The 24,710-nt window shown below is 70.0% G+C and carries 26 protein-coding genes and 1 pseudogene; 14 read left to right on the top strand and 13 right to left on the bottom strand.

The genetic code is table 11. From position 1 onward, the window contains the following. The first annotated feature begins 247 nt into the window (after positions 1-247). The 4 genes and pseudogenes from otsB (at position 248) to ACWEKR_RS22065 (ending at position 6,248) form a co-directional block, all read left to right on the top strand. Positions 248-2,821: a trehalose-phosphatase gene (gene otsB, locus ACWEKR_RS22080; RefSeq protein WP_195088570.1), complete on the top strand. Its 2,574-nt coding sequence runs from the start codon at positions 248-250 to the stop codon at positions 2,819-2,821. A gap of 163 nt (positions 2,822-2,984) precedes the next feature. Continuing rightward, entirely contained in the window at positions 2,985-3,863 is an 879-nt protein-coding gene (locus ACWEKR_RS22075; protein ID WP_452356059.1) for a metal ABC transporter solute-binding protein, Zn/Mn family, read from the top strand. 4 nt (positions 3,864-3,867) lie between these two features. Next, positions 3,868-4,731: pseudogene (locus ACWEKR_RS22070) on the top strand (metal ABC transporter ATP-binding protein); the annotation flags it as partial. Positions 4,732-5,378: 647 nt separating this feature from the next. Then, complete coding sequence (locus ACWEKR_RS22065; RefSeq protein ID WP_452356058.1) at positions 5,379-6,248, top strand: metal ABC transporter permease; 870 nt, start codon at positions 5,379-5,381, stop codon at positions 6,246-6,248. A gap of 162 nt (positions 6,249-6,410) precedes the next feature. On the opposite strand, the gene ACWEKR_RS22060 is transcribed toward ACWEKR_RS22065, so the two are convergent. Beyond that, positions 6,411-6,824 carry a RidA family protein gene (locus ACWEKR_RS22060; protein WP_452356057.1) on the bottom strand — a complete coding sequence of 138 codons (414 nt, stop codon included), beginning with the start codon at positions 6,822-6,824 and terminating at the stop codon, positions 6,411-6,413. A 78-nt stretch (positions 6,825-6,902) separates the two neighbouring features. Between ACWEKR_RS22060 and ACWEKR_RS22055 the strand changes: the two genes are divergently transcribed. The 3 genes from ACWEKR_RS22055 to ACWEKR_RS22045 all read left to right on the top strand — a co-directional run bounded on the left by ACWEKR_RS22055 (position 6,903) and on the right by ACWEKR_RS22045 (position 10,186). Next, positions 6,903-7,877, top strand: coding sequence for a helix-turn-helix transcriptional regulator (locus tag ACWEKR_RS22055; protein WP_452356056.1), 975 nt, complete (start codon positions 6,903-6,905; stop codon positions 7,875-7,877). A 274-nt stretch (positions 7,878-8,151) separates the two neighbouring features. Then, positions 8,152-9,324: an acyl-CoA dehydrogenase family protein gene (locus ACWEKR_RS22050; protein WP_452356055.1), complete on the top strand. Its 1,173-nt coding sequence runs from the start codon at positions 8,152-8,154 to the stop codon at positions 9,322-9,324. Between the two features lie 55 nt (positions 9,325-9,379). After that, positions 9,380-10,186, top strand: coding sequence for an enoyl-CoA hydratase/isomerase family protein (locus ACWEKR_RS22045; protein ID WP_452356054.1), 807 nt, complete (start codon positions 9,380-9,382; stop codon positions 10,184-10,186). Between the two features lie 36 nt (positions 10,187-10,222). Here ACWEKR_RS22045 and ACWEKR_RS22040 read toward each other — a convergent pair whose 3' ends face one another. The 6 genes from ACWEKR_RS22040 to carD all read right to left on the bottom strand — a co-directional run bounded on the left by ACWEKR_RS22040 (position 10,223) and on the right by carD (position 14,701). Continuing rightward, positions 10,223-10,501, bottom strand: coding sequence for a DUF4190 domain-containing protein (locus ACWEKR_RS22040; RefSeq protein WP_159841964.1), 279 nt, complete (start codon positions 10,499-10,501; stop codon positions 10,223-10,225). A 65-nt stretch (positions 10,502-10,566) separates the two neighbouring features. Beyond that, positions 10,567-11,544, bottom strand: a complete 978-nt coding sequence (rlmB, locus tag ACWEKR_RS22035; RefSeq protein ID WP_452356053.1) for a 23S rRNA (guanosine(2251)-2'-O)-methyltransferase RlmB — start codon at positions 11,542-11,544, stop codon at positions 10,567-10,569. Beyond that, a complete protein-coding gene (gene cysS / locus ACWEKR_RS22030) occupies positions 11,544-12,950 on the bottom strand; it encodes a cysteine--tRNA ligase (protein ID WP_452356052.1) in 1,407 nt (468 codons plus the stop codon). The genes rlmB and cysS overlap by 1 nt, the downstream gene beginning before the upstream one ends. A 64-nt stretch (positions 12,951-13,014) precedes the next feature. After that, positions 13,015-13,482 (bottom strand): 2-C-methyl-D-erythritol 2,4-cyclodiphosphate synthase, encoded by a 468-nt coding sequence (gene ispF, locus ACWEKR_RS22025; protein WP_159842286.1) that lies wholly within the window; start codon positions 13,480-13,482, stop codon positions 13,015-13,017. Between the two features lie 2 nt (positions 13,483-13,484). Beyond that, positions 13,485-14,210: a 2-C-methyl-D-erythritol 4-phosphate cytidylyltransferase gene (gene ispD / locus ACWEKR_RS22020; protein ID WP_452356051.1), complete on the bottom strand. Its 726-nt coding sequence runs from the start codon at positions 14,208-14,210 to the stop codon at positions 13,485-13,487. 2 nt (positions 14,211-14,212) lie between these two features. Further along, positions 14,213-14,701, bottom strand: coding sequence for an RNA polymerase-binding transcription factor CarD (gene carD / locus ACWEKR_RS22015; protein WP_011206964.1), 489 nt, complete (start codon positions 14,699-14,701; stop codon positions 14,213-14,215). A 455-nt stretch (positions 14,702-15,156) separates the two neighbouring features. Between carD and ACWEKR_RS22010 the strand changes: the two genes are divergently transcribed. Both ACWEKR_RS22010 and radA read left to right on the top strand, forming a co-directional pair. Next, entirely contained in the window at positions 15,157-15,864 is a 708-nt protein-coding gene (locus ACWEKR_RS22010) for a hypothetical protein (RefSeq protein WP_452356124.1), read from the top strand. Positions 15,865-16,265: 401 nt separating this feature from the next. Next, positions 16,266-17,663, top strand: coding sequence for a DNA repair protein RadA (gene radA / locus ACWEKR_RS22005; protein WP_452356050.1), 1,398 nt, complete (start codon positions 16,266-16,268; stop codon positions 17,661-17,663). A 9-nt stretch (positions 17,664-17,672) separates the two neighbouring features. Here the strand turns inward: radA and ACWEKR_RS22000 are convergent, their stop codons facing one another. Both ACWEKR_RS22000 and ACWEKR_RS21995 read right to left on the bottom strand, forming a co-directional pair. Next, positions 17,673-18,320, bottom strand: coding sequence for a hypothetical protein (locus tag ACWEKR_RS22000; protein WP_195088588.1), 648 nt, complete (start codon positions 18,318-18,320; stop codon positions 17,673-17,675). Positions 18,321-18,433: 113 nt separating this feature from the next. Beyond that, positions 18,434-19,057 (bottom strand): carbonic anhydrase, encoded by a 624-nt coding sequence (locus tag ACWEKR_RS21995; protein ID WP_063022306.1) that lies wholly within the window; start codon positions 19,055-19,057, stop codon positions 18,434-18,436. A gap of 90 nt (positions 19,058-19,147) precedes the next feature. Between ACWEKR_RS21995 and ACWEKR_RS21990 the strand changes: the two genes are divergently transcribed. Next, a complete protein-coding gene (locus ACWEKR_RS21990; RefSeq protein ID WP_452356049.1) occupies positions 19,148-20,065 on the top strand; it encodes an A/G-specific adenine glycosylase in 918 nt (305 codons plus the stop codon). Between the two features lie 37 nt (positions 20,066-20,102). Here the strand turns inward: ACWEKR_RS21990 and ACWEKR_RS21985 are convergent, their stop codons facing one another. Next, positions 20,103-20,849: an alpha/beta fold hydrolase gene (locus ACWEKR_RS21985; RefSeq protein WP_452356048.1), complete on the bottom strand. Its 747-nt coding sequence runs from the start codon at positions 20,847-20,849 to the stop codon at positions 20,103-20,105. Between the two features lie 58 nt (positions 20,850-20,907). Here ACWEKR_RS21985 and mhuD point away from each other — a divergent pair, with 58 nt between their 5' ends. The 4 genes from mhuD (at position 20,908) to ACWEKR_RS21965 (ending at position 22,997) form a co-directional block, all read left to right on the top strand. Further along, complete coding sequence (mhuD, locus tag ACWEKR_RS21980) at positions 20,908-21,222, top strand: mycobilin-forming heme oxygenase MhuD (protein WP_039794711.1); 315 nt, start codon at positions 20,908-20,910, stop codon at positions 21,220-21,222. A gap of 262 nt (positions 21,223-21,484) precedes the next feature. Beyond that, positions 21,485-21,679, top strand: coding sequence for a CbtB domain-containing protein (locus ACWEKR_RS21975; RefSeq protein WP_039794710.1), 195 nt, complete (start codon positions 21,485-21,487; stop codon positions 21,677-21,679). Further along, positions 21,670-22,482, top strand: a complete 813-nt coding sequence (locus ACWEKR_RS21970) for a CbtA family protein (protein ID WP_452356047.1) — start codon at positions 21,670-21,672, stop codon at positions 22,480-22,482. The genes ACWEKR_RS21975 and ACWEKR_RS21970 overlap by 10 nt, the downstream gene beginning before the upstream one ends. A gap of 35 nt (positions 22,483-22,517) precedes the next feature. Then, complete coding sequence (locus ACWEKR_RS21965) at positions 22,518-22,997, top strand: hypothetical protein (RefSeq protein WP_452356046.1); 480 nt, start codon at positions 22,518-22,520, stop codon at positions 22,995-22,997. A 55-nt stretch (positions 22,998-23,052) separates the two neighbouring features. On the opposite strand, the gene ACWEKR_RS21960 is transcribed toward ACWEKR_RS21965, so the two are convergent. The 3 genes from ACWEKR_RS21960 to ACWEKR_RS21950 form a co-directional block, all read right to left on the bottom strand. After that, on the bottom strand, positions 23,053-23,493 hold the full coding sequence (locus tag ACWEKR_RS21960; protein ID WP_452356045.1) for an OsmC family peroxiredoxin: 441 nt from the start codon (positions 23,491-23,493) through the stop codon (positions 23,053-23,055). 170 nt (positions 23,494-23,663) lie between these two features. Then, positions 23,664-23,984: a DMT family transporter gene (locus tag ACWEKR_RS21955; protein ID WP_452356044.1), complete on the bottom strand. Its 321-nt coding sequence runs from the start codon at positions 23,982-23,984 to the stop codon at positions 23,664-23,666. 1 nt (position 23,985) lies between these two features. Continuing rightward, entirely contained in the window at positions 23,986-24,633 is a 648-nt protein-coding gene (locus tag ACWEKR_RS21950) for an FMN-dependent NADH-azoreductase (protein ID WP_452356043.1), read from the bottom strand. Positions 24,634-24,710: the final 77 nt, after the last annotated feature.

Below are 24,710 nucleotides of genomic sequence, written 5' to 3'. Positions count from 1 at the left end.
GGATCTCTCAGCGCACATCGAGTGATTTCGGCGCCCGGTCACCGCGCCGGGCCCGAAGGGCTCGCGTGCTGCGACGAAGCTCACCTACCCGGATCCCGTTGGCGTCAGCTGGGCAGATCCAGCGGACACCGGTTCAGCTCGTGCGTTATGGTGCGCACGCGGACCGGTGTGTTGCTGTGCGGCAAATTCAACCCAGTATTGTTTTGCCCGCCCCTGAAAAAACTCCTCCGATCACTAGGTTGGATGCGTGAGCGCACAGGATCTGCCACTGGAACTTCGCCGTGCACTGTCGACGGTCGCGCGCGTGCCACGGCTGCTGGTCGCATCGGACTACGACGGGACACTCGCGCCCATCGTGTCCGACCCGGCCAAAGCCTTCCCCCATCGGGAATCGGTGAGCGCGTTACGAGCCCTTGCCGGCCTGACCGGGACCACCGCCGCCGTGATCTCCGGCCGCGCGCTGCGAGATCTCGCGGCGCTGTCGCGCCTGCCCGTCGAGGTGCAACTCATCGGCAGCCACGGCTCGGAATTCGACGTCGGCTTCGTGCACGCGATCGACAACGACGCCAAGCATCTGCTCCAAGAGGTGCAGACCGCCCTGAACCAGATCGCCTCGGACAATCCGGGCGTCACCGTCGAGATCAAGCCGGCCAGCGTCGCGCTGCACGTGCGCAACGCCAGCCCGGAGATCGGTCATCGCGCGCTGTCGCAGGTCCGGCTCGGCCCGGCCTGCTGGTTCGGCGTGCAGGTCACCGAGGGCAAGGCGGTCATCGAACTGGCCGTGGTGCAGACCGACAAGGGCACGGCTCTGGACACCGTCCGGCATCAGGCGGGGGCGTCGGCCGCGGTGTTCTTCGGTGACGACGTCACCGACGAGAAGGCGTTCCGCGTGCTGTCGGGGCCCGATGTCGGCATCAAGGTCGGCGACGGCGAGAGCCTGGCCAAGTTCCGGGTGGACAGCACCGAGGCCGTGGCCCGCGCGCTGGCCTACCTGCTGGAGGAGCGCCGGACCTGGCTGGCAGGCGCGAGCGCGCCGCGCATCGAGCGGCTGACCATGCTGGCCAGCCCGCGCTCGGTCGCGCTGCTCACCCCGGACGCCACGGTGACGTGGTTCTGCCACCCCGAACCGGACTCCGCCGCGGTGTTCGCGCACCTGCTCGGCGGCCCGCAGGGCGGTCACTTCACCATCGAGCCCGAACGGCCGGGCCTGCCGCTCTCGCAACGCTACGTCGACGGCACGATGACCGTGGAGACCCGCTGGGCCAAGTTGCAGGTCACCGATTACCTGCCGCACGACGTGGCGCCCACCCGCACCGATCTCACCAGGGTGATCACCGGTGACGCGAAGGCCGTGATCACCTTCGCTCCCCGGCCGGAGTTCGGCCAGGTGCCGGTGAACCTCGAAGCGCAGGAGGGCGGGCTGCGCGTGTACGGCACCAACGACCCGATCGTGCTGCGCTCCCCCGGCGTGCATTGGGAGATCGTCTCGGACGGCACCCACGAATCGGCCCGGGCCGTGGTGGACCCGTCCAAGGGCCCCGTCGTGCTCGAACTACGCTGCGGCACGGCCGATCTCGATCCCGCCGCGACCGGTGAGACGGAGCGGCGGCGGGCGGCGGAGCGGTACTGGTCGGAGTGGGCCGCGACGCTCACGCTGCCCCCGCTCAAGCCCGACCTGATGAAGCGCTCCGCGCTCACCCTGCGCGGCCTGGTGCACGCGCCGTCCGGTTCGATCCTCGCGGCCGCGACCACCTCGCTGCCGGAGGACATCGGCGGCGTGCGCAACTGGGACTACCGCTACTGCTGGCTGCGCGACGCGGCGCTGACCGCGCAGGCGCTGGTCTCGCTGGGCTCGCTCGCCGAGGCCGAGGACTACCTCGGCTGGGTGCACCGGGTGCTGGAGACGTTGCCCGGCCCCGAGCGCCTGCACCCGCTGTACACGCTGTACGGCGAGACGCTGCCGCCGGAGGCCTCGATCGACCAGCTGCCCGGCTACGCGGGCTCGCGCCCGGTGCGCGTCGGCAACGCGGCGAACATGCAGGTGCAGCTGGACGTCTTCGGTCCGATCGTCGACCTCATCGCCACCCTGGCGCACGCCAGGGAGCTGCGCGGCGTCACCGATCCGGCGGGCGTGCTCCCCGACGCCGACTGGGAGCTGGTCTGCGCCATGGTCGCGGCCGTGCAGCGGCGCTGGCAGGAGCCCGACCACGGCATCTGGGAGATCCGCGGCAACCCGCGCCACCACGTGTACTCGAAGGTGATGGGCTGGCTGACCGTCGACCGGGCGCTGACCCTGGCGCAGAAGTTCGACCGTGAGGTCGATCCGGCCTGGTCGGTGCTGCGCGACACCATCGCCGACGAGGTGAAGGCGAAGGGCTGGAACGACGAGGTCCAGTCCTACACCGCGGCCTACGACGGCACCGACCTGGACGCGGCGACGCTGCACATCGGGTTGAGCGGCCTGATCGACCCGTCCGACCCGCGCTTCGCGGCGACTGTCGTGGCGACCGAGGCCGAGCTGCGCAGCGGGTCGACGGTGTACCGCTACCACCACGACGACGGTCTGCCCGGCGGCGAAGGCGGATTCCATCTGTGCGCCGCCTGGCTGGTCGAGGCGTACCTGCTGATCGGGAAGCGCTCCGACGCCGAAGCGCTGTTCGCGCAGCTGGTCGACGTGGCCGGCCCGACCGGGCTGCTCAGCGAGGAGTACGACCCGGTGGCCGAGCGCTCGCTGGGCAACCACCCGCAGGCCTACAGCCATCTGGGTCTGTTGCGCTGCGCGCAGTTGCTCGGACAACCGGTGGAGGCCGCGCTGGTCTGACAGCGCGTATCGAGCCGAGGGCCCGCGAACGAGGAATCGTTCCCGGGCCCTTCGCATTCCGTTCTTTCGCGGGGCTTCGCGGCTCGCGCCTCGACGTCCCCTGCTAGAGTTAAACGGGAACGATTTCCATTATGATCTAGAGCACTGCCAGGAGTACCCCCACGTGAGAACCGGATTTGCCATCTGCGCAGGCATCGCTGTGGGGGTCGCCTCCGCCCTGACGCTGACCGCCTGCGGCGGATCGAACGACGACGGACGGCCCACCGTCGTAGCCTCCACCGACGTATGGGGCGACATCGCCGCCGCCGTCGCAGGCCCCGACGCCGCCGTCCGGTCGCTGATCACCGATCCGTCCGCCGACCCGCACTCCCACGAGACCTCCGCCGTCGAGTCGGCCGCGCTCAGCGATGCCGACCTCGTGGTCTACAACGGCGGCGGCTACGACGAGTTCGCGGAGAAAGCGGTGGCGGGCACGAACAAGCGCACCGTGGACGCGTTCTCCGTGCGCGTCGACCAGAGCGACGACAACGAGCACGTCTGGTACGACGTGCGCACCGTCGACGTGGTCGCCGACCGGATCGCCGCCCAGCTCGGCGAACTGGACCCGGACAAGGCCGCGGCCTACGCCGAGCGCGCCGCGACCTTCAAACACCGGCTCGCCGCGGTCGCCGCCATCACCGGCAAGCTCGCCGCCGAACACCCGAAGACGCCGGTGCTGCAGACCGAACCGCTCGCGCACTACCTGGTGGCCGCCACCGGCGCCGAGGACCTGACTCCCCACGAGTTCCAGGAAGCCGTCGAGCAGGAGACCGACCCGGCGCCCGCGGCCGTCGCGGCGACCCAGGATCTGCTCACGGGCAAACGGGTCCGCGCGCTGATCTACAACGTGCAGACCGAGGACAAGATCACCAAGGACCTGCGCGGCACCGCGCAGAACACGGGCGTCACCATCGTCGAGGTGACCGAGACCCTGCCCGAAGGCGTGGATTACATTCAGTGGCAGACGAAGAACGCGCAGGCGCTGGCCGCCGCGCTGGGCTGAGCAGATGACCGAGGGAGCCGCGCTGACCGAGCACACCGACGGGGTGGACCGGCGGCAATCGAACAGCGGCGGCGACTCGGCCGCAGTGCGGCTGGAGGCGGCCCGCCTCTCGTTCGGGGACCGAACATTGTGGGACGGGCTGGATCTCACCGTCGCGCCGGGCGAATTCGTCGCCGTACTCGGCCCGAACGGGTCGGGCAAGACCTCGCTGCTGAAGGTGCTGCTCGGCCAAGTCGGCTTGAGTTCCGGCACGGCGCGGATCGCGGGATCGCCCGCGCGCGCGGGCAATCACGACATCGGTTATGTGCCGCAGCAGAAGACGATCGACGCCGGGGTGCAGTTGCGCGGCGTCGACCTCGTCGGGCTCGGCGTCGACGGGCATCGCTGGGGGCTGGGCCTGCGCTCGCGCGCCGAGCGCAAGCGCAAGGTGGCCGCGGCCATCGCCGACGTCGGAGCGGAACACTTCGCCCACGCGCCGCTGGAATCGATGTCCGGCGGCGAGCAGCAGCGCCTGCGGGTGGCGCAGGCGCTGGTCGGCGATCCGAAGGTGCTGCTGTGCGACGAACCGTTGCTCAGCCTGGACCTGGCGAATCAGCGATTGGTCGCCGAACTGATCGATCGCCGAAGGCGCACCCACGACACCGCGGTGCTGTTCGTGACGCACGAGATCAATCCGATTCTGCCGCTGGTGGATCGGGTGCTCTACCTGGTCGACGGCAGGTTCCGGATCGGGACGCCGGAGCAGGTGATGACTTCGGCGGTGCTGTCGGAGCTGTACCGCACCCAGGTGGACGTCCTGCGGGTACGCGGGCGTCTGGTGGTCGTCGGCACCGGCGACACCATGGACGCGCTCGGCACCGCGGGCGGTCACTGTCACGGCCCGGCCGGTGACGAATTCCCGCACGGCGACTCGGCCTCCGCCTGGGCACCGGCGGACGATGCCGCGACGGGGGCGTCCGCAGCAGAGCCGATACCCACCACACAGACCCCGGCGATCACCGACGCCGAGGCTGCCCCCGCGATACCGGCCGACTCCGGAACCAGCGCGCGGGGCGGCCTGTCCACAACCCACTCGGTAACCAGCGCCGCCGCCGCGGGCGACCAAACGGCTACGGCCCGGGCGTCCGCCCGCCCGATTCCACGAGCACCGTCGACCGACAACGAAACAACCGCCACCGCAACTTCGGCAGATTTCCAGACCAGCGCACGAACCGACCAAGCGACCCGCCCGGCAACCAACGGCGCCCGAACATCGGCGGTTCCACCCACCGCCGACCGCGCGAACTCGAACTGGTCGGCGAGCACCGGAGCGGCAGACGACGCGTCGCCGCCGAGCCTGGTCACCGCGGTGGCGACAGCGCCCGAATTCCCGGATGACCGTGCGGCTGACGGGGCGATCGGCTCGTTACACGGCAACGGCGCGCCGTCGGCATCTCAGGCTTCGGCGGACTCTCCGGATGGCAACGGCGACCGTCCCGCCCGGCCCACGGATCCGGAACAGAGCGGAGCACAGTCGTGACCGACAAGCTCTCCGGCGTCCTCGGCAAGATGCTCGACTTCGGCACCACGGCGAATCTGCTGTCCTACGGCTTCGTCCAGCAGGCACTGCTCGCCGCGGCGCTGCTCGGGCTGCTGTCGGGAGTAATCGGCCCGCTCATCATCAGCAGGCAGATGTCGTTCGCCGTGCACGGCACCAGCGAGCTGTCCCTGACCGGCGCCGCCGCCGCGCTGCTGGCGGGAGTCGGCGTCGGGCTAGGGGCCATCGCGGGATCGGTGGTCGCGGCGGTGTTGTTCGGCCTGCTCGGCACCCGTGCGCGCGAACGCGATTCGGTGATCGCGGTGGTGCTCTCGTTCGGTCTGGGTCTGTCGGTGCTGTTCCTGTGGCTGGGGCCCGACCGCGCGGGATCGAAATTCTCGCTGCTGACCGGCCAGGTGGTCAGCGTCGGCAACAACGGTCTCGGCCTGCTCGCCGTCTGCACCGCCGGGGTGATCGCGGTGCTCGCGTTCGTCTACCGGCCGCTGCTGTTCGCCAGCTCCGACCCGGAGGTGGCGGTGGCGCGCGGTGTTCCGGTGCGCGCGCTGTCCATCGTGTTCGCCGTGCTGCTCGGCATCACCGCGGCGTTCGGCGTGCAGATCGTCGGCGCGCTGCTGGTCCTCGCCTTGCTGATCACCCCGGCCGCCGCGGCCGCCCAGCTCACCGCGGACCCGATCCGCGCGACGCTGCTCGCCGTGGTGTTCGCGGAAGTCGCCGCCGTCGGCGGCATCCTGCTGTCGCTCGCGCCGGGCGTTCCCGTCTCGACATTCGTCACCACCATCTCGTTCCTGATCTATCTCGCCTGCCGCGTGCTCGGCGGCCGTAACCGCCGACTCGCCCGCGCCCGCTGAGCCACCGCACCGGTCCGGCCTACCGCTGCCGGCGTCGCGCCGGTCGCGCGGCTCGACGTTCGCCCGGATGTTCGGCACGCGCTCCAGAGCCGCTGAGGAGTGGGAAACCACCACCTTCCCGCTCCTCGTGCAGGTTCGACCGGCACGAGGAGCGGCGCCGCATCACGCGACGGCGGTGCCCTCGAGCTCGACCATCTGGCCGGGGACAGCCAGCCGTGTGACCCCGAGCATCGTGGTGGCCGGCGCCACCCCGGCGGCGCCCAACCGCGACGCCAGCACACCGTAGTGCGGGAACAGCAGATCGACGTCGGTGGTGTAGACGTTCAGCCGAACGAGGTTGGCGAGAGACATGCCGGCCTCGCCGAGCACGGCCTCCAGGTTGTCGAGGCTCAGCGCCAACTGCGCCGCCATATCACCGTCATGCTGGGGCTTGCCGTCGCCGCTCATCGCGGTCTGTCCGGAGCAGTACAGGGTCCGGGTGTGCCCGGACACCAGCTCGCCCTGGTTGAAACCCATTTCCGCCGCCCACGTCACCGGGTTGACCGCCGTTCGTTGCGCTCCCACATCAGCTCCCATCCATCGAGAATCCGTACACGCAACAGCCTCCCAACAAATCACGACATCCTCCGTCGTGTATTCCGGTAGGTTTTTCGGATGCGCGCCGACCGATTGGTCTCGCTGGTGCTGCTGCTGCGTCAGCGCGGTCGGTTGACCGCGGACGCGCTCGCCCGCGAGCTGGAGGTATCCACCCGCACGGTGCTGCGCGACATCGAAGCCCTGTCCGCGGCCGGCGTCCCGGTCTACGCAGAACGCGGGCGGCACGGCGGTTTCGCGTTGTTACCGGGGTTCCAGACCGAACTCACCGGTCTGAACCACGACGAGGCGCTCGCCCTGCTGGTCGCCGGAACCCGGCGCGGCGCGCAAGCATTCGGCCTGGGCTCGGCGCTCGCTTCGGCCATGCTCAAGGTGGTCGACGCGCTGCCCGAAAGTTATCGGGCCACCGCCGGTGACGCGGCCCAGCGATTGCTCATCGACCCGGAGACCGACCTCCTCTCCCGGCGGCTGGTCGCCGAAGAGGTGCCCGACGGCATAGTGACCGAGATCCGCCGCGCGGTATTCGCCGGACACAAGTTGCGCATCCATTACGCGGCCGTGGACCAGACCCCGACGTGGCGCACGGTGGACCCGATCGGCTTGGTCACCGCCCGCGGCCAGGGCTACTTGCTGGCCACGAGGTCCGGCGCGGACCGCACCTACCGGTTGTCGCGAGTGCTGGCCGCCGAGGAACTTCCCGAACCGGCACAGCGACCGGACCGGGTCGATCTGGACCGGGCCTGGCAGGAACGCAGCACACGGTTCCGGATGGGCGGCGACCGCGTCACCGTCCTGGTTCGCGTGGCCCCGGGCCGGCGGGAGGACCTGGTGAGCACCGCACTCACCGTCCGCGCCGAAGAAGCCGAGACCGACGGCCGGTTGCGGCTGGAGGTGACCTTCCAGGATTCCCGGCATGCCGAATGGGCGCTGTGGCAGCTCGCCACGGACGCGGAAGCCTTGGCCCCGGAGTGGTTGCGCACTTCCCTGCGCGACCGCGCCGCCGCGATCGCCGCCTGCTATGGAGCGTCGCCCTGAGGGTCGTCGCTCGCCGTCGGCCACACGTCGCCGCAGGCTGATCGCCGTACCGACTCCGGCAGCCGCGCACCGAGTTCGAGCTCGGCTGCTCGAGGGAGGCCCGCGCGATCGGGGTAGCTTTTCGGCGACGCGAGGCCGCGATTCAGCCATTGTCGGCGCAGCTCAGGACGTGTCCAGAGAAAGCAGGACACCATTGATGGCAGCCGCCTTCAGTCATTGCCGGATGCTTTCGTATGCTCGACACGTCGCGCCCCCGAACGAATGGTGACCAACGATGATCGACTTCGCGATTCCCGCCGACCTCGCCACCGAACGCGACCGAGTACGCCGATTCGTCGTCGACAAGATCGTCCCCTACGAGCGGGATCCGCGCCTGACCGCGCACGGCCCCACCGACGAACTGCGGCAGGAACTCGTCGAGCTCGCCCGCGCCGAGAAACTGCTCACCGTGCAGGCGCCGGAGTCGCTCGGCGGGCGCGGCCTGACCCACATCGAGCAGGCGGTGATCTACGAGGCCGCGGGCTGGTCCACGCTCGGCCCGGTCGCGATGAACTGCGCGGCGCCCGACGAGGGCAACATGTTCCTGCTGTCCAAGGTGGCCGACCCCGACCAGGTCCAGCGCTACCTGGCCCCCGTGGTCGCGGGGCACCAGCGCTCGGTCTTCGCCATGACCGAGCCCGACGGCGCCGGCTCCGACCCGGCCCAGCTGGCCACCACCGCGACCTTCGACGGCGAGAACTTCACCATCAACGGCCGTAAATGGCTGATCACCGGCGCGAACGGCGCGAAGACCTGGATCATCATGGCGCGCCTGGCCGCCAACCCGCACCTGCCCGAGGGCCCCACGCTGTTCCTGGCCGACGGCGACCGGCCCGGCATCGTCATCGAGCGCACGATGAACACGATGGACCGCAACTACGTCGCCGGGCACGGTGTGGTCCGCTTCGACGATCTGGTGCTGCCGCGCGAGGCACTGCTCGGCGAGGCGGGCCAGGCGCTGCGCTACGCCCAACTCCGGCTCGCCCCGGCTCGCCTGACCCACTGCATGCGCTGGCTCGGCGCCGCGGAACGCGCCCAGAGCATCGCGATCGAGCACGCCCGCACCCGCACCGCGTTCGGCAAACCGATCGGAGAACACGAGGGCGTGTCGTTCATGCTCGCCGACAACGAGATCGCGCTGCACCAGTGCAGGCTGACCATCTGGCACGCGTGCTGGCTGATGGACAACGGCCAGAAAGCGCGGCACGAGAGTTCGATCGCCAAGTCGTTCGTCTCCGAGGAACTGTTCAAGGTCGCCGACCGCTGCGTGCAGGTGCTCGGCGGGATCGGGATCAGCGACGAGACGGTGGTCGAGATGATCTTCCGGGACATGCGCGCCTTCCGGCTCTACGACGGGCCGACCGAGGTGCACAAGTACGCCATCGGGCGGAAGGTGCTGCGCGGATAGCGGAGGACTTTCGGCCCCGGGTCAGCTGCGCGTCCGTCGGCTAACATCCTGTGGCATGAGTTCGGAACTGCACGTCGACGTCTCGCGAGGCGTCGCCGTGCTCACGCTCAACCGGCCCGCCCAGCAGAACGCCTTCACCCCCACGATGGCCGCCGAATTGGGCGCTGCGTTGCAGCGCTGCGATGCGGAAGACGCCATTCGTGCCGTGGTCGTCACCGGAACCCCGCCCGCGTTCTGCGCGGGCGCGGATCTGTCCAACCGGGTGGGCGAGGTCAGCGCCACCATCGATCCGCCGCCGTGGCGGGTGCGCAAGCCGGTGATCGCGGCCGTGAACGGCCATGCGGTCGGCATCGGCCTCGCCCTGGCCCTGCAGTGCGACCTGCGGTACCTCGCCCGCGACGCGGTGTACGGGCTGAACCAGGTGCGTCGCGGCGTCCTCGCCGACGGCTACGCGCACTGGACGCTACCCAGGCTCGTCGGCATGGCCAACGCCGCCGACATCATGCTCACCGGCCGCACGTTCGACGGTGACGAGGCGAAGGCGATGGGCCTGGCCAACAGCTCGCTACCCGCGGGCGAGGTGCTACCCACCGCGCTGGCCGTGGCGCACGACATCGCGAACGGCTCGGCGCCGCTACCGGTGGCACTGTCCAAGCGGCTGCTCTGGGAAGGGCTCGGGATGAGCCCGGCCGTGGTCGGCCAAATGGAGACCGAACTCAACCAGCACGCATCCAAGAGCGTCGACGGCGGCGAGGCCATGGCCGCGTTCCGGGATCGCAGGCAGCCCAGTTGGTCGGGCAGCGTCAGCTCGGAATGGCCCGCCTGGGACGCCGCGGAGGGTGACCGGCCGAGTCTGGACTAGGTCCCGTCGGCCCACAGCGTGGCCCCGCGGCATCGCTCAAGCATTACCGCCGATCAGGATGAGCAGGAACAGCACCGCGACGATGATCATCAGGACGGTGCCGATGACGCCGAGGACGTAGCCCACCAGCACCTGGGCCCGGCCACCGTACGCGCCGCCGGATTCCTCGATCTGGTCGAGCGCGCGCCGTCCCAGCGCCCACGCCACCGGCCCGAGCACCCCGCAGCAAAGGACGCTCGCCGCGCCGAGAAACAACACCGCCGTCGCGTTCGGATGCTCGACCGGCGCACCAATGGGCTGATTGGGTATCACCACCAGCCGAATTCTACTGGGCGGGGCGGCCTCTCCGGGTTTTTAGGCGTACGAGGCGGAAACCGCGCTCAGGCGCGGCGCTGGCGGGCGACTTCGGAGAGCACGACACCTGCGGCGACCGACGCGTTCAGCGATTCCACCGGACCCGCCATCGGAATCGACAGAATCGCGTCACAGGACTCCCGGACCAGGCGGGACAGGCCCTTCCCCTCCGAACCGACCACGATCACGGTCGGCTCGCGGCCGTCGAAATCGTCCAGCGAGGTGTTGCCCCCGGCGTCCAAGCCGACGATCTGAACGCCCTGAGCCGCCCAATCCTTCAGTGTGCGTGTGAGATTCGTCGCGCGCGCGACCGGAAGCCGAGCGGCGGCGCCCGCGCTGGTGCGCCAGGCCACCGCGGTGACGCTCGCGCTGCGCCGCTGCGGGATCAGGACGCCGTGGCCGCCGAAGGCCGCCACCGAACGCACCACCGCGCCCAGGTTGCGCGGGTCGGAGATGTTGTCCAGCGCGACGAGCAGAGCGGGCTGCGCGGATCCGCGCGCCCGGTCGAGCAGGTCGTCCGGGTGGGCGTAGCGATACGGCGGCACCTGGAGGGCGACGCCCTGATGCAGTCCGTTGGCGCTCAACCGGTCCAAGTCGGTGCGCGGTACCTCCAGGATGGAGATGCCGGTGTCGGCGGCGAGCCGCACGCTCTCGGTCAACCGGTCGTCGTTCTCGGTGCCGACCGCGACGTAGAGCGCCGTCGCGGGCACGCCCGCGCGCAGGCACTCGACCACCGGATTGCGCCCGAGCACCAACTCCGGACCGTCGTCGGTCTTGCGTCCGGCGGGCCGGGCGGTCCCGCCGCGGGCGGTCGAGCGCGCTTGCGTCGCTTTGGCTTTCGCGGCCGCGCGCTTGGCGGCGGGATGCTTGGTCCGCATCTCGGCGGGCGGAGTGGCGCCACGCCCCTCCAATCCGCGCCTGCGCTTGCCGCCGGAGCCGACCACGGCGCCCTTCTTGGTGCCGCTCTTGCGCACCGCACCTCGGCGCTGTGAATTGCCTGCCATCACTGGGCCTTTCCGGATTGCGGTGCGCCGAGCGCCCAGTCGGGACCGCCGGCGGTGTCGGTGACCTCGATACCCGCCGACTGCAGGCGATCGCGCACGGCGTCGGCGGTCGCCCAGTCCTTCGTGGCGCGCGCTTCCTGACGGCGGTCGAGTTCCGCTCGCACCAGCACGTCGAGAGCGCCGAGCGCGGCGGAGGAATCACCAGGGGTGTACCAGTGCGGGTCCAGCGGGTCGACACCGAGGATGGCGAGCATGGCGCGCACCTGGCTCGCCAAGTCGCGCGCCGAGTCGATCGCGCCTGCCTCCAACGCCTTGTTGCCCTCGTGCACCACCCGATGGATCTCCGCCAGCGCCTTCGGCACCGCGAGATCGTCATCGAGGGCGGCGGCGAACGCGTCGGTCCACTTGCCCACCGGAATCACACCGGCCCGGTCCACCACCCGGTTCACGAACGCCTCGATGCGCTGGTAGGACTGCGCCGCGTCGTGCAGCGCCTTGTCCGAGTACTCCAGCATCGAACGGTAGTGCGCGCTCCCGAGGTAGAACCGCAGTTCGACGGCACGGACCTGCTTCAGCACGTTCGGCACGGACAGCACGTTGCCCAGTGACTTGGACATCTTCTCCCCGCCCATGGTCACCCAGCCGTTGTGCAGCCAGTACCTGGCGAAGCCGTCCCCGGCGCCCTTCGACTGAGCGATCTCGTTCTCGTGGTGCGGGAACACCAGATCCATACCGCCGCAATGGATGTCGAAGTCCGGACCGAGATAGAACTCGGCCATCGCGGAGCACTCCAGGTGCCACCCCGGGCGGCCATGACCCCACGGCGAGGGCCAAGTCGGCTCGCCCGGCTTGGCCGCTTTCCACAGGGTGAAATCGCGCGGGTCGCGTTTGCCCTCGCCTGCGCTCTCGCCCTGGTGCACGTCGTCGAGCCGGTGGCCGGACAGCTTGCCGTAATCGGGATAGCTGACCACGTCGAAGTACACGTTGCCGGCCGAGGCGTAGGCATGACCGCGCTCGATCAGCCGCTGCATCATCTCGACCATCTGGGTGATATGGCCGGTGGCGCGCGGTTCCGCGGACGGCGGCAGCACACCGAGCTGCTCGTAGGCGCGATCGAAGGCACGCTCGTGCGTGGCAGCCCACTCCCACCACGGCCTGCCCGCCTCGGCGGCCTTGATCAGGATCTTGTCCTCGATATCGGTGACGTTGCGGATGAAGAGGACGTCGATGTCGTGCGCGAGCAGCCAGCGTCGCAGCACGTCGAAGGCGACTCCGCTGCGCACATGGCCGATGTGCGGCTCGCCCTGCACGGTGGCGCCACAGAGGTACACCGAAGCACGGCCGGGGACCAAGGGCGCGAAATCGCGCACGGTCCGCGTGTCGGTGTCAAAGAGGCGCAGCGTCACGGCAGTCGATCCTAGCTGGTGTATAAGGTCGTTCACGGACCGGCTCGGGTCCGCCGGAGCTGGATCAACGACAGGCTTGCAGCAGAGCCGTCGCCACGGCGGCGACGCCCTCGCCCCGACCGGTCAGGCCGAGCCCGTCGGTGGTGGTGCCGGACACCGAGACCGGCGCGTCGAGCAGCTCGCCGAGCACTTGTTGCGCCTCGGCGCGCCGGGGCCCGATCTTGGGCCGGTTGCCGATGACCTGCACCGCGGCGTTGACCACTTCGAAGCCAGCCTCGTCCAGGAGCCTGCGCACTTCCTTCAGCATGGCCGCGCCGGAGACACCCGCCCATTCCGGGCGGCCGGTGCCGAACACCGCGCCGACATCGCCGAGACCCGCCGCGGACAGCAGCGCGTCGCACAGCGCGTGCGCGGCGACGTCGCCGTCCGAGTGACCGGAGCAGCCGTCGTCGCCGTCGAACAGCAGACCGGCCATCCAGCAGGGCCGGCCCGCTTCGATCGGATGGACGTCGCTGCCGATGCCAACGCGCATGGTCACGGCGCCACCACCCGTCCGAGGCCGGCGCCGTCGAGCACCGCGCCCGCGAGCCGGAGGTCGAGCGGAGTGGTGATCTTGAAAGCCAGCGGATCGCCGGGGATGGTGTGGACCGCGACGCCGAGCCGCTCGACCAGCCCCGCGTCGTCGGTGGCCTGAATGCCCTCGGGCGCGTACGCGGAGCGCAGGAGATCCGCCGCGAAGCCCTGCGGCGTCTGGATCGCGCGTAAGCAGGCGCGATCGGGAGTACCGGTCACGGCGCCGACCGCGTCGACGGACTTGATGGTGTCGGCCACCGGGAGCCCGGGAACCACTGCGGGGCGGCCCGCGCGCAGTTCCGCCGCGACCCGCGCGATGAGCTCGGGCGGGGTGAGGGCTCGGGCGGCGTCGTGCACCAGGAAGTAGGCGGCGTCGGGCGCCGCGGCGATACCCGCCCGCACCGAGTCGATGCGTTCGGCGCCGCCGACGACCACCTGAACCGAACTCGTGGGCGGCAGCAGGGCAACGGCGCTGTCGACGAGTTCGGTGGGAACCATCACGATGATGCGGTCGACCGCGCCGGAGGCGATCAAGCCTTCGACGGCGAGCCGGACCATGGGCGTGCCGCCGACCGGGACGAACGCCTTGGGTGTGGATTCACCCAGACGCACGCCACGGCCGGCGGCAGGCACCAGAGCAACGACGGGTCCGTCGGTGGAACGGACACCGTTGTCAGGTGTGTTCACGGTCAGGAAGCCGCTGCGAGGACCTCATCGAGCAGGGTCTCGGCCTTGCCGTCATCGGTGCCTTCGGCCAGCGCGAGCTCACCGACAAGAATCTGCCGCGCCTTGGCGAGCATGCGCTTCTCGCCTGCGGACAGGCCGCGGTCCTGTTCCCGGCGCCACAGATCGCGAACGACCTCGGCCACCTTGTTCACATCGCCGGAGGCGAGCTTCTCGAGGTTGGCCTTGTAGCGGCGGGACCAGTTGGTCGGCTCCTCCGTATGCGGCGCGCGAAGCACCTGGAAGACCCGATCGAGACCCTCCTGACCCACGACGTCACGCACGCCGACGTATTCGGCGTTCTCCGCGGGAACCCGAACAGTGAGATCGCCTTGGGCGACCTTCAGGACCAGATACTCTTTTTGCTCACCCTTGATGGTGCGAGTCTCGATTGCTTCGATCAGCGCCGCTCCGTGGTGGGGGTAAACGACGGTGTCTCCGACCTTAAAAATCATGTGTCCCGTGCCCCTTTCGATGTTCACAGTTTAACATGCGACTCGATAACGGCGCGATCAACTGTGCAGGTCAGGGCCACAACGAGGCTACCGTGGGGCTTGACAGATGCCAGGCGGTGTGCATTACGTTGTGCCAGAAGGGGTTATCTCCCGGCTCGTTCCGAGTCGCTCGCCTCCCGCGCGCCGGCACCTTCGCGGCAACCTCCGAAGCTCGATCGAACCGTTATCGACACGCCGGGTGTCGGCCCGGATGTCCGGTGGCCCGCCGCACACCGCACCTTCGCTTCGCGATGCCGCGTCCGCGTTCCCACGGCCCCCGCGCCCGGTCCGCCGAGGGAACTACTACGCTGCCTAGTTACTACGCTCCCGCGCGGAGCCAGAGCCCGGTCGACATGGAGGGACAACCCGTGACTGCCCTGAAAGCTGTGACCGCCCCGAAGGGGGCGCGACGTCGCATGGTGACGGTTGCCGCACTCGCCGCCGGAGCGGCGATCGCGCTGTCGGGCTGCGGCGCGGGCCAGATCTCGCAGACCGCGGAGCAGGTCGCCGCCGTGAACGGCAACCACGCCGACGTCGGCCGCATCGCGCTGCGCAACGTGCACATCGTGTACCCCACCGAGGGCACCGCCTACAACAACGCCAAAGGCGGCAAGGCGCTCATCGCGTTGTCCATCATCAACAACAGCGAGTCCGTCCGCGACGAGTTGACCAGCATCACCACCGACCTCGGCACCGTCAAGATCACCCCGGCCTCCGGCAAGTCCGTCGTCGAGCTCGCCCCGCAGCAGACCGTCGTCGCGGCCGACCACCCGGTCAAGCGCGAAGCCGCGTCCACCACGACCAGCGCCGCGCCGACCACGAGCGCCGCCGCGCCCACCTCCGCGCCCCGTTCCGCCGCGCCGACCACCACCGCCGACTCGCACGGCGCCGGCGAGCACGGCTCCCCGGCCGCCTCCGACGACCCGGAAGCCAATCCGATCCTGATCGAGATCACCGGCCTCACCAGGGACGTCACCCCGGGCCCGACCTACAACGTCTCGTTCAACTTCAAGCAGAACGGCACCGTCCAGGTCCAGGTCCCGGTCGACGCCGGCGAGCACACCGAGCGCCACGAGTCGGACAAGTCCGGCCCGGCCGAAGCCGAGCACTCCGGCGGCCACTGAGCCGTCCCTGATCCGCCGCGCCTACGGCGCGGCGGGTTCGCGGCCCCTCAGCGGTTCGTGTCCGGGCGGGTGAGACTCGCGACTGCGTCGCCACCCGGACACGAACCGTTCCGTGAACGGCGCTCATAAGACCCCCGCCGAACGGGCTCCAACAGCTGATCCGCGTACCCCTTCGTGTCCGCGCTACCGAAGCACCCGGCTCACCCCGACCACGTCTTCCGAGCGGAGCGAGACCGAGCATTGCCGGTTCGCGGCCCGGCTCGCGTTTGCGCGGCCGCCGCGTAGGCGACGAAGGAGCAAGCGGCGGTCGGGCAAACGCGTGCCACAAAGGGGCCGCGAACACCCAGCGCCGCAGGCGCTGAAAAACAAACACTGTCGGCGGTGGTGCGTATGGTGCCCGTGTGGCAAAGACCAAGCCGACCTTCCGGTGCTCCGCCTGTTCACACGAAGTCGCCAAGTGGGTGGGCAAGTGTCCTGAGTGCGGGGCCTGGGGCACCGTCGACGAGGTGGTCACCGGGGCGGGGGCGGTCGGGGCTCCCGGGCGCAAGGCGATGTTGCCCAGTACCGCGGCCGCGCCGATCTCGCAGATCGATTCCAAGGTCACCAAAGCGAGGCCGACCGGCGTCAGCGAGCTGGACCGGGTGCTCGGCGGCGGTGTGGTGCCCGGGTCGGTGGTGTTGCTGTCCGGCGAGCCGGGGGTGGGCAAGTCGACGCTGCTGCTCGAGGTGGCGCATCGCTGGGCGGCCCAGCGCGAGGAGAAGTCGCTGTACGTGACCGCCGAGGAATCGGCGGGGCAGGTCCGGTTGCGGGCCGATCGCACCGGCGCGGTGCACGACCGGGTCTATCTGGCCGCGGAATCGGACCTGTCGATCGTGCTCGGACACGTCGAGCAGGTGCGCCCCACGCTGCTGGTGGTCGACTCGGTGCAGACGATGCTCGCCCCGGAGGTGGACGGCGTGATCGGCGGCGTCACCCAGGTCCGCGAGGTGACCGCCGCGCTGACCTCGCTGGCCAAGGCGAGCGGGATCGCGGTGCTGCTGGTCGGGCATGTCACCAAGGACGGCAATGTCGCGGGCCCGCGCACGCTCGAGCACTTGGTCGACGTGGTCCTGCAGTTCGAAGGCGACAAGAACTCCACACTGCGCATGGTGCGCGGCATCAAGAACCGCTTCGGCAGCGCCGACGAGGTGGGCTGCTTCGAGTTGCACGAGGACGGCATCGCCTGCGTCGACGACCCGTCCGGACTGTTCCTGCACCACCGGACGGATTCCGTGCCGGGCACCGCGGTGACCGTCGCGATGGACGGCAAGCGTCCGCTGGTCGGCGAGGTGCAGGGCCTGACCGTGAAGACCGAGATCCCGCAGCCGCGCCGCGCGGTGAGCGGCCTGGACTACAACCGCGTCGCCATGGTGCTTGCCGTCCTGCAGAGCCGGGGCCGGGTGTTCCTCGGCAAGAGCGACGTCTACGCCGCGACGGTCGGCGGCATGCGGCTGGTCGAGCCGTCCGCCGACCTGGCCATCGCGCTCGCCATCGCCAGTGCCGAGTCCGACGTTCCGATCCCGCCGGGCTGGGTGATCCTCGGCGAGGTGGGGCTCGCGGGCGAGGTCCGCAAAGTAACCGGCCTCAACCGACGGCTGGCCGAAGCCGAACGGCTCGGCTTCACCACGGCCCTGGTGCCGCCCGGCCTCGCGCCGGTGCAGAGCACCATGAAGGTCTACGAAGTCAACGATCTCCGCTCGGCCATCCGCATAGCCGGCCTGCGCAAACTACGGGCCGCGCCCGAAGAGGCCGCCGGCTGACCGCTTTTCTCACGCGATGTTGAACGGCTCCGCCATGCTGCGTACCGAACCGAGTTGCGCGACGACGCTGTACGCCCCCGGGGGAACCTGGACGCGTTCGCCCGCGCAGCTGGGCTGGGACGTGGTGCCCGACCAGGTCACGGTGAACGCCGCCTGTTCGCCACGGCTCATCGTGCGGACGTCGGGCTGCCCGTCCGGATAGCAGTCGGTGCTCGACCACAGACGCCGCTGGCCGTCGAGCGTGTGCACCGAGACCTGTTGCAGGCCGGAGCCCATGTCCCGGGTGCACGGCACCGCCGAGATGTTCGTGATGACGATGCCGAACACCGGCTGCTCGCCGGTCTTGTAAGTGGGCTGCTCGACGGTCACCTTGATCGCCAGCGATTGGTCCGGGCATGGCCCTGCCGCGGCACTGCTCGCCGCCACGGAGGTCTTCGGCGCGCCGGACTCGCCCGACGGCTTGGCCGCGGCGTCGGCGGGCGCGGCCGTGACCGTGCTGGACCCGGCGGTGCGGGAGTCACCGGGCGAGTCGCCGCCGCGCGCGACCGCGAGCACGACCCAGATCACCAGCGCCAGGGCCACCACCAGGATTCCGATGGCGAACACGCGTCGACGCCAGTAGATCTCCGGTGGCAGCGGTCCATTCGGTTCCAGCACGCCTCAACGGTAAGGGCATGGTCGGGCGCATCGTCTCAGGGGCACGGCGTGTCGGCCGCCCGCACCCGCGGGCGACGAGTACATTCCGCCGGCACGCTGGGCCGATCGCGGCCTCAGGCCTCCTCGCCGATGTTGCCGACGACCCGGTGCAGCTGCACTTTGCCCTCGGCCAGCTTGTAGGTCACGGAGGCGATGGCGCACGCGCCGGTCGCGACCGCTTGCGAGATGATCATCGACCGCTGCATGAGCAGGCGACTGGTCTCCACCACGTGCCTGGCCTCGATCTCGTCGACGGTGGACAGTCCTTCCCGGCGTCCGACCAGGATGGACGGGGTGACTCGCTCGACCACGCTGCGGATGAACCCGCCGGGGACCTCGCCGCCGTCGAGCGCGTCGATGGTGGCCTTCACGGCTCCGCAGCTGTCGTGCCCGAGCACTACGATGAGCGGCACGTTGAGCACCTGCACCCCGTACTCGATCGAACCGAGCACCGAGCTGTCGACCACATGGCCCGCGGTGCGCACCACGAACATGTCGCCGAGACCTTGGTCGAAGATCAGTTCGGCGGCGACCCGGGAGTCGCCGCAACCGAACAAGATCGCGTGCGGATGCTGGCCGCTGACAAGTTTGGCCCGGTCCGCGGCACCCTGGCTAGGATGCAGCAGCGCACCACTGACGAAGCGGTCGTTGCCTTCACGCAGGGACTTCCAGGCACTGATCGGGTTGGAATCCGGCATACCGACCATTGTGCAGGATGGTTGTGCTACCAGCGAGTTCGGTCGGTTACGGGTGGGCAAATACCGCCTGGCGGCCGTAGGACGGGGATAGTGAGGACAGTGCGGAACGGCGCACCGAATGGCATCGACGCGGACACGTTGCTGGACTGGTACGGAGCGACCGCGCGCGATCTGCCGTGGCGCCGCGACGGCGTCACCGCGTGGCAGATTCTGATGAGCGAGATCATGCTGCAGCAGACGCCGGTCGTTCGGGTGGAGCCGATCTGGCGGGAGTGGGTGGCGCGCTGGCCGGTCCCCTCGGCGATGGCCGCCTCGTCGCAGGCGGAAGTGCTGCGCGCCTGGGGCAAGCTGGGCTATCCACGCCGCGCGCTGCGATTGCACGAGTGCGCCCGGGTATTGGCGGCCGAGCACGGTGACGAGGTGCCCGCCGATGTGGAGGTGCTGCTCGGGTTGCCCGGTATCGGCGCCTACACCGCGCGCGCCGTCGCCTGCTTCGCCTACGGTCAGCGTGTTCCGGTGGTGGACACCAACGTCCGGCGGGTGGTTGCCAGGGCGGTGCACGGGCGCGCCGAGGCGGGCAATCCGTCGTCGCGGGACCTCCCCGAAACCGAGGCGCTGCTGCCGCTCCAGATCGACCGCGCGGCGGTGTTCTCCGCCGCCCTGATGGAGCTCGGCGCGACCGTGTGCACTGCGCGCACGCCCGACTGCTCGCGCTGCCCGTTGCCGAGCTGCGCGTGGGTCGCCGCGGGCCGTCCGGTGAGCGATGTGGTCCGCCGCACCCAGAAGTACGAGGGCACCGACCGGCAAGCGCGTGGTCGCCTGCTCGACGTCTTGCGGCACGCCAGCGGTCCGGTGGAACGGATGCGCCTGGATCTGGCCTGGACCCGCGATCCGGGCCAGCGCGACCGCGCTCTGGATTCGCTGCTGGTGGACGGTCTGATCGAACAGACACCCGACGGTTTGTTCGCCTTGGCGGGCGAGGGCGGACATCCCGAGGTGATCAGCTGAACCGACATCGGGTCGCCCGACGGAAGCGCCGAAGTCCCTAGCTGCCCGATACCCGTCGCAGGAAGCGCTCGACTTCCGCTCGATAGCGCTCCGGTTGGTCGTCGTGGACGAGGTGGCCCGCGCCGGGGACGAGGACGTAGTCGGCGCCCGGGTGTGCGGCGGCCATCTGCCGCATCTGCCCCGGCGGGGTGATGCTGTGCTCGCCTTCCAGCAGCAGGGCGGGGACTCGCACCGCATGCCATTGCCGCCAGAAGTCGCGCGTTCCCCACTCCTCGGAGATATCCCGGAAGGTGGTGACCGAGCCGTGCAACCGGTACCCCTCCGGCCCACGCTCGAACGAATTCAGGAAGTACCGCCCGGCGACCGGTCCGAAGAAGGACAGCACCGCCTCGTCGTCGGGAAACGGCTGCGGCCAAGCCTCGATCATGGCCGCCCAGTGCGCGGCGGTGCGCCCGGTGAAGTCCGGCGCGATGTCCTCGATCACCAGCGCCCGGACCCGCTCGGGGTGGGTCGCGGCGAACACCCAGCCGTGCAGCGCGCCCATCGAATGGCCGATCACCACCATCGGCTCGGCGATCGCGGCGGTGCTCGCGGCGAGGTCGGCGACGAACGCCTCGGTCGTCAACTGCTCCGGCGCGGGCCTGCCGTGCCCGGCGGCGTCGAAGGTGTAGACGTGGCCGCATTCGCGCAGCCAGCCCAGCTGATCGCGCCAGGTGCGCGCGCGGCCCATCAGTCCGTGCAGCAGCAGGAGCGGCGTGCCTGCTCCGCCTTCGTCGTACAACATCGCCTCGACAATACGAGTCACCGATTGTCTGCTCGGCAGCAGCCGCTAGCTTGGACGCATGGCTGTTGTGAAGATCAACGCGATCGAGGTTCCCGAGGGCGCGGGCCCCGAGCTGGAGAAGCGGTTCGCCCACCGTGCGCACGCGGTCGAGAACTCCCCCGGCTTCCTCGGCTTCCAGTTGCTGCGTCCGGTGGCCGGTGAGAAGCGCTATTTCGTGGTGACGCAATGGGATTCGGAAGAATCCTTCGCGGCTTGGCGGGATGGGCCTGCGCGCGAGGCGCACGCGGGCGAGCGGCAGAAGCCGGTCTCGACTGGTGCGTCCCTGCTGGAGTTCGAGGTCGTGCTCGACGTCGACGCCAAGCCCGCGAACTGAGTCCGAGACCTACCGCCGGGCAGGCCCGCCTGCCCGGCGACTCGCCCGACGCCGTGGTACGCCCGTGCCGGACCCGGTTGACGCCGGGGCGGTGCGGGTGTCACAGTTCGAAGGACAAACGCGAGGGTGACGCGGTAATTCCGGTGAGATTCCGGAGCGGTCGCGCCACTGTGTTCCACGCACCGAGTCCGGTGCCGGAAAGCCAGACACCGGCACCGTCGCGCCACCACCCGACGGGACGCGTATCCCAAGGAGGACTCGAATGGCCATCGCGCATTCACCCAGCCGGGCAACCGATTCCCTGGCCACCGTGCTCGTCACGGTCGGTGTCGTTCTTCTCGCACTGCTCACGCTGTACCTGGTCGGGTTCGACCAGGGCGTCATCTCGCGCAGCGGGATGTACCTGCATGAGCTGATGCACGACGGACGCCACCTGCTGGGGCTTCCGTGCCACTGATCGGTTCGCTCCGAACCCTGCTGCTGCGCGGCCTGCTGGCCGGATTGATCGCCGGACTGCTGGCCGCCACAGTCGGTTACTTCGTCGGTGAACCCAAGGTGGACGCCGCCATCGCCATCGAGCAAGCCGGCTCCGCCGGCGAACACGCGCACGCCGAATCGCCGCACGCGCACGGCGAGCACGCCCCAGCGCCGGGCGGGCATTCCCACGGTGACGAGGAAGAACCGCTGGTGAGCCGCGGCGGCCAGAAGTTCGGGCAGTTTCTCGCGCTCGGCCTGGCCGGGCTCGCACTCGGCGCCATCTACGCCTCGGTCGCGCATTTCGCGCGCCGCCACACCACGCTTACCGGCCCACGGCTCGCACTGGCGCTCGGCGTGGCGGGTTGGGCCGCGATCGTCGCGGTGCCCTTCTTCAAGTACCCGGCCAACCCACCGGCGGTGGGCGACCCGGACACCATCAACGAGCGCACCCTGCTGTGGGTGGCGGCGGTCGTGCTGGGCCTCGTGGCCGTCGGCGCGGCGGTGGCGGTGTTCACCGCGCTGCGCGGGCAACTTCCCACGTTCCGGTTGATCGGAGGCGTCGCGGCGTTCGTCCTGGTGACCACGCTCGGCTACCTCCTGCTGCCCGGCGTGAACGAGGTGAGCGCGGACTTCCCCGCCACCTTGCTGTGGCAATTCCGGGTGGCGTCGTTGGCCGAGACAGCGACCCTGTGGGCCTGCCTGGCCCTCGGTTTCGCGGCGCTCAGTGAGTTCGCGACACGCACCGATACCCCGGTACGGGTCGCGGCCGCTACCGCGGAGTGATTCGCGCCTAGCAGCGCTGCGGCAGTGTCGGTCCCATGACCGGCACTGCCTTTCCCGTCTGGACCGAGCCCCTGCGCGGCTACCCTGCTGGACCACCACGCGCTGTCCGTGTCGCGTTCATCGCATTGGTCGTGGCATTGGTCGCGGGCGTCGCGGAGACGATCGCGCGGGCCTTTCTGTCCCCCGCGGCCGACCCGGCGAGCGTCGCGACCGGGCTGGGCCTTCGCATGGCGATCTACCTTCTGGTGCTCGCCGTCGCGGTGCGGATGACCCGCGGCGACCGATGGGCCCGCCTGCTGCTCACGGTCGGCATCGGCGTCTTCGGGTTGTTGTCGTTGATCATCGAGCCGCTCGCCGCGGCCATGTCCGCGAACGAACTGCGCGACCTCGTCCGGGCTGCCGCACCCGCGTCGCTGCTGCTCGCCGCGTTCCGCGCGGTTCACGTCATCGCCGTGCTGATCGCCATCCCGGCGCTCTACATCCGGCCCGCGCGCCGCTACTTCCGCGAGCGCTGATCCGCCGCACACGCTGCGTGCCCCGCACCCATGGCGGATGCGGGGCAACGGCGTGCTACGCGAGGGCCGCGTCGAGGGTGATGTGGTCGACGCCGGAGAGGGCTTTGCTGACCGGGCAACCCGCCTTGGCGGCCTCGGCCGCGGCATGGAAGGCGTCCGCGTCGATGCCCGAGACGCGACCGCGGACGGTCAGCTTGATCCCGGTGATCCGGAAGCCGCCCGCCGGATCGGGGCCGAGGGTCACATCGGCGGTGACGTCCAGGCTCTCCGGGGTGCCGCCGGCGTTGCCGAGCTGCGCCGACAGCGCCATCGCGTAGCAGGACGAGTGCGCGGCCGCGATCAGTTCCTCCGGGCTGGTGGTGCCGTCGGCCTCCTCGGCAGAACGCTTGGGAAACGACACGTCGTACTTACCGACCCCCGAACTGGCCAGTTCGACCTGTCCCGAACCCTCCTGCAGGGTGCCGGTCCAGGCAGTACGCGCGGTACGTGTGGGCATCACGGTCCTTTCGCCGATGATCATTTGACGATTCAGGACGAACCTACCCCGGCCGACGCGCCCCGGCCCACCGGTTCACCGATCGCGTTCGCCGCGACGCGGCGCTCGGACACGGTGGACGCGTCAGCGGTAAGTGCCCCACGCCCAAACGAATCCGCGCGGTCGGGGGTCTACTCCGGGTTCGTGATCCTGGCCAGCACGATGCCGCCGAGGATCAACGCGAGCGCCAGCAAGCGCCCGGCACCGAGCGGGTCCTTGTGGACCACGACGCCGAGGGTGATCGCGCCGAGTGCGCCGATGCCGGTGAACACCGCGTAGGCGGTACCGACCGGCAACGTCTGCATGGCGCGGGACAGCAGGTAGACAGCGGTCGCGCCGAGCACGAAACAGACCAGGGTGGGGACCAGCCTGGTGAAATTCTCGGTCGGTTTGATGCTCTGCGACCAGACGATCTCCACCAGCCCGGCGGCGACGAGAACTACCCAGTTCATGTCAGTACCCCCCGGCAAGAGCACGGACGGCGGCCGAAGCGCGCGCATACGACGCGTCGTGCTCGGCGCGCAGATGCGCCAGGGCCGGGTCCTGACGGGCATTCGCGAGTTCCGCGTGCACGAAAACGGCGTCGGAGACGGCGAAATGGCCCGCGAAGAAGTCGCGCAGAAAGCGCTCCTGATAGTCGTAGGCGGCTTTGGGTGCGCCGGGCGAGTAAGCACCGCCGCGCGCGCTCGTCACGACGAACCGACGGTGGCCCAGCGACATTCGCGGAAAGGTCACCTGGTCCAGCCACGCTTTGAGCGAGGCCGGGATCGAGTAGTTGTACATCGGGGTACCGATCAGGATCACATCCGCGGCGAGCAGCTCGGCGAGCAACGGCTCGACGACCTTCCATGCGGCGGCCTGCGCCGGGGTGCGCACCAAGGCACCGAGCCGCGCCGGGTCGGTGCTCGGCAGGGCGAGCACGGCGTCGCACAGTTCGGTCCACGCCTCGCCGATGAACGGCACCGGCTCGGCGGCGAGGTCGCGGTAGTGGTAGCCGCCGTCCGGATGACGTGTGCGCCACGCGTCGGCGAAGGCGCCGCTCAGTTCCCGGCTGATCGACCGTCGCCGGGCGCTGGCGTCGAGGTGCAACAGGGTGCTCATGATCCGACCTCCGATTAAGTGGACATATTGTCCGATTAGCGTCGAGCCCACCGTACGCGCAATCTGGACACATTGTC

Source organism: Nocardia sp. NPDC004573, from assembly GCF_053602135.1.
This window is presented reverse-complemented; position numbering and strand designations above follow the sequence as displayed.